This is a genomic window from Ilumatobacter nonamiensis YM16-303 (assembly GCF_000350145.1).
Lineage (GTDB): Bacteria > Actinomycetota > Acidimicrobiia > Acidimicrobiales > Ilumatobacteraceae > Ilumatobacter_A > Ilumatobacter_A nonamiensis.
On the sequence record NZ_BAOL01000261.1, the window covers coordinates 1 to 8,760 of the forward strand.

7 protein-coding genes are annotated in these 8,760 nt (G+C 66.7%); 3 read left to right on the plus strand and 4 right to left on the minus strand.

Annotation, left to right across the window (positions count from 1 at the left end):
- Positions 1-26: 26 nt before the first annotated feature.
- On the minus strand, positions 27-830 hold the full coding sequence (locus ON45_RS19195; RefSeq protein ID WP_083915171.1) for a siderophore-interacting protein: 804 nt from the start codon (positions 828-830) through the stop codon (positions 27-29).
- Positions 831-866: 36 nt separating this feature from the next.
- Positions 867-1,535: a transglutaminase family protein gene (locus tag ON45_RS19200; RefSeq protein WP_051063412.1), complete on the minus strand. Its 669-nt coding sequence runs from the start codon at positions 1,533-1,535 to the stop codon at positions 867-869.
- Positions 1,536-1,596: 61 nt separating this feature from the next.
- On the opposite strand from ON45_RS19200, the gene ON45_RS19205 reads away from it, so the two are divergent.
- The 3 genes from ON45_RS19205 to ON45_RS19215 are packed head-to-tail and all read left to right on the plus strand — an operon-like array spanning position 1,597 to position 5,597.
- Entirely contained in the window at positions 1,597-3,150 is a 1,554-nt protein-coding gene (locus ON45_RS19205) for an acyl-CoA synthetase (RefSeq protein ID WP_040496160.1), read from the plus strand.
- 48 nt (positions 3,151-3,198) lie between these two features.
- On the plus strand, positions 3,199-3,954 hold the full coding sequence (locus ON45_RS19210) for a glycerophosphodiester phosphodiesterase family protein (RefSeq protein WP_040496162.1): 756 nt from the start codon (positions 3,199-3,201) through the stop codon (positions 3,952-3,954).
- 53 nt (positions 3,955-4,007) lie between these two features.
- Complete coding sequence (locus ON45_RS19215) at positions 4,008-5,597, plus strand: gamma-glutamyltransferase family protein (RefSeq protein ID WP_040496163.1); 1,590 nt, start codon at positions 4,008-4,010, stop codon at positions 5,595-5,597.
- 47 nt (positions 5,598-5,644) lie between these two features.
- Here ON45_RS19215 and ON45_RS19220 read toward each other — a convergent pair whose 3' ends face one another.
- Together ON45_RS19220 and ON45_RS19225 are read right to left on the minus strand one after the other, a co-directional pair.
- Entirely contained in the window at positions 5,645-7,447 is a 1,803-nt protein-coding gene (locus ON45_RS19220) for a potassium channel family protein (protein WP_051063414.1), read from the minus strand.
- Positions 7,448-7,493: 46 nt separating this feature from the next.
- Positions 7,494-8,672, minus strand: coding sequence for an LLM class flavin-dependent oxidoreductase (locus tag ON45_RS19225; RefSeq protein ID WP_040496164.1), 1,179 nt, complete (start codon positions 8,670-8,672; stop codon positions 7,494-7,496).
- Positions 8,673-8,760 lie beyond the last annotated feature (88 nt).

Below are 8,760 nucleotides of genomic sequence, written 5' to 3' on the forward strand. Positions count from 1 at the left end.
CCATCCGGTGTCTGACACCGGATGGTTCACGTGGCGGAGCGACCGTGTTTCCAATAGCCGCGAGCGGTGACGCTGGAGCGCGAGCGACCTCGCTCGTCGAAGAGATGTTTGCGGAGGCGTTGCACCGCGGCGGCTTCTCCGGCGACCCACACCGCGTCGGGCAGGTCGTCCAACGCCACCACCGCGGCGACCATCGCGTCGCCGGGTGAGGAGTCGGGATCGGCCACGAGCCAGTTCACGTCAGCTCCCCCGTGTTCCGGGAGTTCGATGCGGGCATCAGGCCCGCTGATCTCGACATGCACCTCCATCGTGTGATCCGTCGGGATCGCCTCGAGCAACTGACCGATCGCGGGGATGGCCGACTCGTCGCCTGCGAGCAGGTGCGATGTGGCTTCGGGGTCGAGCGTCTCGCTTCGGCCGGGACCCGAGATGGCGACTTCGTCGTGGACCTCGGCATTTCGCGCCCAGTCGGATGCCGCACCGTGGTCGTGGAGGACGATGTCCAACGTCAGCTCCAGACGCTGCTCGTCGAAGTAGCGCGGTGTGAACGTCCGGATCGGTGCCCGATCCCCGTTGGGTAGCTCGAACTGATTGCCGGTCCACTCCGGCATCACGATCTCATCGGCTCCGACCGGGGGAATCAGCATCCGCACGCTCGACGCAGGCGCATCGATCGCGAACCCGTCGAGTTCGGCACCGGCGAGCACGATCCGCAACATCCGCGGACTCAGCGCCGCGATCGAGACGACGCGTACCCGACGAAACGGCGGGGGCTCCCGGCGAAGGGCCCGGAGCCGGTCGGCAGCGTCGTCTGGCTCGTCAGGGGGCATCCGTCCACTGTGGCACGGCCGGAGTCGGTGAACGTCTCAGTTGAACACGGCAGTCGCCGCCTGGATCTCGTCGGCCTCGGATTCGGCGAGTTGTGGGATCTGCGCCCGCATCTCCATCACGATCGCCAGCCGCATCTCGTCCGACCGGCTCTGAAAGATCGAACGCACGTTGTTGAGCATCCGGACGATGATCGGGAGCGCGAGCGTCGGCTGCAGAAACGAGTCCCGCCACGGAACCTGTTCTCGGGTGACCGTTTCGAACAACTCCCGCGCACCGTCCCGGTCGAGTTCGTTGCCCGCGGCGAACGGGTCGAAGAAGCGCTCCGGCCCATCCACCGTGCGGACCAGGAAGTGAGCGGGCATCGCCACGCCGACGAGCCGGATGTCCAGGCGCCGGGCAACTTCGATCATCAGGACCGACAGGCTGATCGGAATCCCGACCCGAGTGGTGATCACCCGGTCGAGACAGGAATTGCGCCAGTCGTAGTACGCCTCACTGTTCCCTCGGAAGCCCAGTTGACCGAAGAGGTAGTGGACGACGCCGTCGAGCGTCGGCGTGGGACATTCCGCCGCGAGCAGGTCGAGCGCGGCCAGCCATTCGATCTCGTCGAGTGGCCGTTGGATCGCGCTGGACATGGCGAGGCACGCCTCATCGAGGCGCACGTCGGGAGCGGCCATCACCTGCGCGAATCGACCGACGCTCATCGCGTCCGCACGCTACCGCTGCATGTGACCGCGAGAGCGGTCCTCGGCTACGTTGCGAGTCATGTTCCCCGGTGCGCACCTCGAAGAACACGGCGACAAGCCAGCGATCACGATGGCCGGTTCCGGCTTCACGCAGACATATGCCGAACTGGACGCCGCAGCGAACCGATTGAGTCGGCTGCTCCGCTCCGCGGGTCTGAATCCCGGCGACCACATCGCGATCTGCATGGAGAATCACGACCGCTACATGGAGATCATCTGGGGCTGCCACTACGCCGGGTTGATCTACACGGCCGCCTCGTCCCGCCTGCAGAGCGCCGAACTCGAGTACATCATCAACGACTGCGGCGCACGGGCGTACATCACGTCGAAGTACAAGGCCGACCAAGCTGCCGAGATCGTCGCGAACACGCCCGACGTCGAACTGCGCCTGATGCTCGACGGAACGATCGACGGGTACGAGAGCTACGAGAGTGCGGTCGAGGGCCAGTCGCCCGAGCCGCTCGACGAGCAACGCATCGCCGGGCTCGACATGCTCTACTCGTCCGGGACGACCGGGATGCCCAAGGGCATCGCCCGCAAGTTCCCGAACGAGCCACTCGAAACCTGGGACAACGGCGTGACCGGGGTGTGCCAGCTGCTGTTCGGCGTCGACGACACCAAGCGGTACCTCTCCCCTGCGCCCTTCTACCATGCGGCGCCGCTGCGCTTCAGCATGTCGCAACACGCCATCGGAGCGTCGCTCGTCGCGATGGAGAACTTCGACGCCGAGCGCTATCTCCAACTCGTCGAGGAACACCGGATCACCCACAGCCAGGTCGTTCCGACGATGTTCGTGCGCATGCTCAAACTACCCGAGGAGACCAGGGACCGGTACGACGTGTCGTCACTCGAGTACGTCATCCATGCCGCGGCTCCGTGCCCGATCCCGACGAAGAAGTCGATGATGGACTGGTTCGGGCCGGTGATCCACGAGTATTACGCAGGTTCGGAAGGCAACGGCTTCGTCTACGCGAGCCCGGAGGGCTGGCTGTCGCACGAAGGCACCGTCGGATCGCCTTTGAACTGCACGCTGCACATCTGCGGCGAGGACGGCGAGGAGGTCCCCCAGGGAGAGTCGGGCACGGTCTTCTTCGAGGGTGGAGCGGAGTTCGAGTACCACAACGATCCCGAGAAGACGAAGAGCTCGCGCCACCCGAAGGGCTGGTCGACCCTCGGCGACGTCGGCTACCTCGACGAGGACGGGTTCCTCTACCTCACCGACCGCAAGGCGTACATGATCATCTCCGGTGGGGTGAACATCTATCCGCAGGAAGCCGAGAACGTCCTCGTCACGCACGACAAGGTGATGGACGTCGCCGTCTTCGGCGTGCCGAACGACGACTTCGGCGAAGAGGTCAAAGCGGTCGTCCAGCCCCGCGAGATGCCCGCCGACGACGCGGCTGCCGAGGCTCTGGCCGGCGAACTGATCCAGTTCTGCAAGAGCCAGATCGCCGACGTGAAGTGCCCGCGCTCGATCGACTTCCGTCCCGACCTCCCCCGCCATCCGACGGGAAAGCTGTACAAGCGGCTCCTGAAGGACGAGTACTGGAAGGCTGCCGGTCGAGCAATCTGACCTCGACGGGTCGGCACGGGGACACGACTCGACGGGCGAGGTGGGAACGTGAGCTCGCACCCGTACCTCGATGCTTCCCCACCGATCGCGTTCGCGCACCGCGGCGGGAACCTGGCCGCACCCGAGAACACGATGGCCGCGTTCGAGCACGCGGTGTCGCTCGGCTTCCGCTACCTCGAAACCGACGTGCACCGCACAGCGGACGGCGCGCTCGTCGCCTTCCACGACCCCGACCTGAACCGGACCTGCGGGATCGACGCGCGGATCGCGGAGATGACAGCCGCCGACGTCGCCGCCGCCCGGGTTCACGGCGATCACCGCATCCCGCTGATGGCGGACCTGCTCGAACACTTTCCCGAGGCGCGGTTCAACATCGACGCCAAGTCCTCGGAGTCCGTGGCGCCGCTGGTCGACCTGATCCGAGCGTTCGCCGCGGTCGATCGCGTGTGCCTCGCGAGCTTCCAGCTCAGCACGCTGCGACGCATGCGGTCGATGCTCGGCCCGGATCTCGTGACGAACCTGGCCCCGTCGGAGGTGGCAACACTCCGCATCCTGGGACGACTGCCCGGCACGGCCGTGCGGACGGCGCAGGTCCCGCCGGCAGCGGGCCGAATCCCCGTGGTGACGGACCGTTTCGTTCGCGCCGCGCACGCTCGCGACATTGCCGTGCACGTCTGGACGATCAACGAACGCGCCGAGATGGAGCGACTGCTCGACCTCGGCGTCGACGGCATCATGACCGACGACTGCGCTCTCCTGAAGAGCGTGCTCGAAGCACGCGGCCAATGGCACCCGAACGACTGAGCAGCCATCGCGATGACGCGAGTGCGAGTCGCTGAGGTCGCTACGGTCGAAGCGTGTCCCTCGCCAACCCGCCACCCCGCTCGGTTCGAGCCCCGAACCACATCGTGTGCTCGGCCGACCACGTCGCCACCTCAGCCGGAGTCGAGATGTTCGTCCGCGGCGGCAATGCGGTCGACGCAGCGATCGCCACCAACGCTGCGATGGCCGTGGTCGCTCCCCATCTCTGTGGTTTGGGCGGTGACCTGTTCGCGCTCGTACACGTCGACGGTGCGGTACATGCGCTCAACGCCTCCGGACGTGCCGGCTCGGGCGCGAGCGCCGCGGACCTCCGAGCGGAGGGGCACCGCACGGTCCCGCACCGTCATCACGTCGGAGCGGTGACGGTCCCGGGCTGCGTCGACGGATGGGTCACGCTCCACGAACGTTTCGCTTCGCTCCCACTCGACGTCCTCCTCGCTCCCGCGGAGCGTCTCGCGTCGGCCGGGTTCCTGGCGAGTGCCCCGCTCGCTTCCGTGGTCGGCCAACTCGACGAGCAGAGTCGGCAACAGCTCACGGAACTGTCGGAGCAGGTCCGCCGGCGCGGCGACATCGTGCGGCGTCCGGGCGCGGCGCTGGTGCTCGCCGGAATCGCCGCGACCGGTCGATCGAGCTTCTACCAAGGGCCCTTCGGCCAAGGTCTCCTGGAGATCGGCGAGGGACAGTTCGTCGCCGACGATCTCGCCGTGTCGCAAGCCGAATGGGTCGAACCGCTGAGTTCACGAGCGTTCGGTCTGGACCTGCACACGATCGGTCCGAACTCGCAGGGTTACCTCACCCTCGGCGGTGCCCGCCTCGCGACCTCCCTGGACCTGCCGGCGAATCCCGATGACCCGCAGTGGGCCCACCTCCTCATCGAGGCCGCGATCGCGGCGGGACGGGATCGTCCCGACGTTCTCCACGAGGGAGCCGACGGTGCTGAACTCCTCGCTGCGATCGACCGTCGCACGGGTGAGATCGACGTGGACAGAGCGACCACGCACCACGTACCGTCCGCCAACGGCGACACGACGTATCTGTGCACGGCCGGTCGTTCGTCGAGCGGCGTCGAGATGGCGGTGTCGCTGATCCAATCGAATGCGAACGGACTCGGAAGCCACCTCGTCGAGCCGACGACGGGGATCAACCTGCACAATCGGGGCATCGGGTTCTCGCTCGAACCCGGGCATCCCGCCGAACTCGCTCCCGGCCGACGACCACCCCACACCCTGTCTCCGGCGCTCGCGACCCAGGACGATGAGATCGTCGGCGTGCTCGGCACCATGGGTGGCGACGCCCAGCCGCAGATCCTGCTGCAACTGGCGGCGCGGCTGTTCCACCATCGCCAGAGTCCGGCGCGTGCGATCACGGCGGGACGTTGGGCGCTGCGCGGCCCGGCCACGGGATTCGACACCTGGACATCGCCCGAGTCACCGAGCGTGCTCGTCGAAGGCCACGCGCCTCCCGAGTGGGCTGACGGCTTGACGGCGCGGGGACACCGGGTTGCGACGACACCGGCGTGGGACTCGACGTTCGGTCACGCCCACGCGATCGTGCGTGGTCGGTCCGGGTCGTGGATCGGTTTCGCCGACCCGCGCACGGTCGTCGGATCCTGCGCCGGCGGCTGACGCGAGCGTGCGCGTTGGTGACGGTCGCCAACGCGCATCTTCGGCTTCTAGGTGGAGGAGCGTGGGGAATGCCGCGGGAAGAGGCGGCGACGGGCGTGGGGGAACACGCTCGAGAAGGTCGACTCGGCCGCATCGGTGCCGACCAGGATCAGTTCCCCGGACGCGGGCAGCGGCACGCCGGGGTTCGGGTTCGCCTCGATCACTCCCCCGCTCTCGACCGCCACCACGTTGCATTCGGTCCGGCGATACACGTGTGACTCGGCGAGCGTCCGACCCGCCAGCTCCTTCGGCATCGGCGTACGGAACACGTTGAGGCCCTGGGCGATGAGCAGCGTCTCGTCACCGCGGAAGTGGTTCCAGATCGATGCCGAACCCGATCCGGCATAGGAGAGCACGGCGTCCGCACCCGCCCGGTACAGCGTCGTGACGTTCCGGTCGAGACGCGACCGCGACACGATGCGGGCGTCGGGTCGCAGCCCCCGGCAATAGCGAGTGAGATACACGTTGACGTCGTCGTCGTGGGTGGTGATCAGAATCGCGCCGGCTTCGTCGATGCCGGCCTCGGTCAGCACGTCGCGGTCGGCCGCGTCACCGATCACGTAGTTCGCGGTGTCCCGTTGTCGCTCGGCGAGTTGTTCGACGATCGCGAAGGCAACACCCTCGGCATCGAACGCCGCCCCGATCGCTCGACCGACCCGACCACCGCCGATGATGACCGCGCGGCGCGAGCCGGCATCGGGGACCGAGTACTCGGCGTCGAACGCTGCCAACTGTTCCTCGGTCGCCGACATCAGCAGCATCGACGACTCACGTAGCACGGTGTCGGCCGATGCGATGCTGAACCGGCCTCGATCCCACACTCCGATGATCCCGATTCCCAGCCGGGCGCGGAGACCGAGGTCGGCCAGCGTCGACCCGACGATTTCGGTCCCGACGACTCCGGCCTCGGCGATCTTCAGACCGGCGAACTCGCCGATCACGTGGCTGGTACCTCCCAATCCGAGCGCCCGTGCCGCCATCGCCGCGCCCAGGATCTCGCCGAGTTGGACGACGTGATTGGCCCCCGCGATCTCGAGGATGTCCACGGCGGTCGGCGAGTTGGCGGTCGCGAGGATGTCGACGTCGGGTGCGATCTCGCTGACCGTGAACGCGATGTTGGTGTTCCCGGGGTCGTTGCGCGTCGCCACGACCATCGCCGCCTGCTCGACGCGCGCGTTGTGGTACGTGGTCGGGTCGTCGAGTGCGCCGACCATCACCACGCGCCCTTGATCGTGGGTTCGCACCGCCTCGTCGACATCTTCGACGATGATCACGTAGGGCACCTCCGCCTGCTCGGCACGCTCCACGAGGGCGTGCTCGACCGGCCCGTGTGCGGTGAGCAGCAGGTGGCCGCTCGTCGACGCCGGCAACGACCGCGGTGCACGACGACGCTCGCGCTCGGCCATCCACGGAACGAACACGAACTGGATGAAGATGAAGGGCAGCATCACCAGCAGGAATGTCGAACCGGCGAGCAGCACGACGATGGAGAAGACCCGACCCGCGTCGGATTCGAAGGTGATGTCACCGAACCCGAGCGTCGTCATCGTCGTGAGCGTCCAGTAGATGCTCGTCGCCCACGAGTACGACCGGCCCTCCCGGTCCATCAGCTCGTGGAACAACGTGGCGAAGACCGCCACCATCCCGATGAAGACCGCCGCAAGCACGACGATCGTCTTGAACTGTCGTCGTCGCTCGGCGCGTCGCACTGACTGCTGTACCTGATCGGGATGCCAGCCCTGATCCGTGGGTTCGTCTGAGCGCAACCGTCCCGTGACCTGGGCAATCGTGGCTCCGAGGGACTTGAGCATTGACCGCGATGATGGCACGCGGCGACGTCCGAGCCGCGGCGGTGGCTCAGGTGAGGAGTGGGTGGACCTGTTCCTTGAAGCGGGCCATCTGCTCGTCGGCCTGCTTGTAGCTGTCGCCGAGCAGGTGCGGGAAGATCGTCAGCGACTCGAATCCGAGCAGATCCTTGAGGAACTGAACCTCCTCGGCGACCTTCTCGGGTGGCCCGACGAGGATCGTCTTGTTCTCGATCGATTCGTCGAGTGTGGGGATCAGCCCGGGTGCCGACGGCTTCCCGTCAGGGCCCATGTAGCCGCGGCTCCACCCGTACGGGCCGAGGAACTTCCAGAACTCGTCGTGGCCCGGGAGGGCACTGGCACGGGCCTCCTCCATCGTGTCCTCGATCCGGACCGACACCACCAGCATCCGCTTCTCGTGTGGTTCGAGTTCGACTCCATGTGCGGCGGTGTAGTTCTCGGCGTACGTGTTCCAGAACCGTTCGATGAAGCGGTAGTGCTGGTTCCAGAACACCGCGCCGTGGTCGACCACCGGGACGTAGTCGAGAGTCGGTGGCGACGTGACCGCCTGCCAGATCTCGAACGGGTACAAGGGCCGTGGAATCAGGGTCAGGTCCTGCACCGTCGAGCCACGGTCGGGAATTCCGGGCAGCGGGAGCTGGAAGTGCTCGCCGTGGAAGGAGAACGTCTCCTGGGTCAGCGCCCGCCGCACGATCTCCATCGATTCCTCGAAGATCTCGCGGTTGAACGCGTCGGCGGCCTGCTGATCGGGATTGTCCTGCGACCCGATCGACACGCCCTTGTCGTTGAGATGGAGCACCTCCCGCGGCACCGTGCCGCGGCCGACGCCGAGCATCGCTCGACCACCGGACAGGTTGTGCAGCGTGGCGAAGTCCTCGGCCAGACGCATCGGGTTCCACTGGGGAACGACGTTGAACATCGACCCGAAGCGGAGTCTCGTCGTCTGCGCGGCGATCCACGTCGAGATGAGGATCCCGTTCGGGATCACCTCGTAGCCCTCGTACTGGAAGTGGTGCTCGGTGGTCCAGAACGAGTCGTAGCCGAGTCGTTCGGCCTCGATGGCGGAGTTGACGTAGTCGACGGTGGCCTTCCAGCACTCCTCGTTGGAGTACCGACGATCCATCGGATTCGGTGCTCCGGCACCGGCATCGGTCATCTCGACCCCGCCGAAGAAGAACGCCCCGAGCTTCAGATCCTGTGCTGCAACCATGTCCGTGTCCTCACCGTCGTCTCAGATCCGGCCCGACCACCGTTCTCGTGAACAAGTACAGCGCTCCGTGCGCGAACTGTTCACGAGA

What these genes read in the sequence shown, in the direction of transcription:
- ON45_RS19225 (WP_040496164.1), bottom strand. Translation starts at nt 8,672, where the DNA reads ATGGTTGCAGCACAGGATCTGAAGCTCGGGGCGTTCTTCTTCGGCGGG.
- ON45_RS19200 (WP_051063412.1), bottom strand. Translation starts at nt 1,535, where the DNA reads ATGAGCGTCGGTCGATTCGCGCAGGTGATGGCCGCTCCCGACGTGCGC.
- ON45_RS19195 (WP_083915171.1), bottom strand. Translation starts at nt 830, where the DNA reads ATGCCCCCTGACGAGCCAGACGACGCTGCCGACCGGCTCCGGGCCCTT.
- ON45_RS19220 (WP_051063414.1), bottom strand. Translation starts at nt 7,447, where the DNA reads ATGCTCAAGTCCCTCGGAGCCACGATTGCCCAGGTCACGGGACGGTTG.
- ON45_RS19205 (WP_040496160.1), top strand. Translation starts at nt 1,597, where the DNA reads ATGTTCCCCGGTGCGCACCTCGAAGAACACGGCGACAAGCCAGCGATC.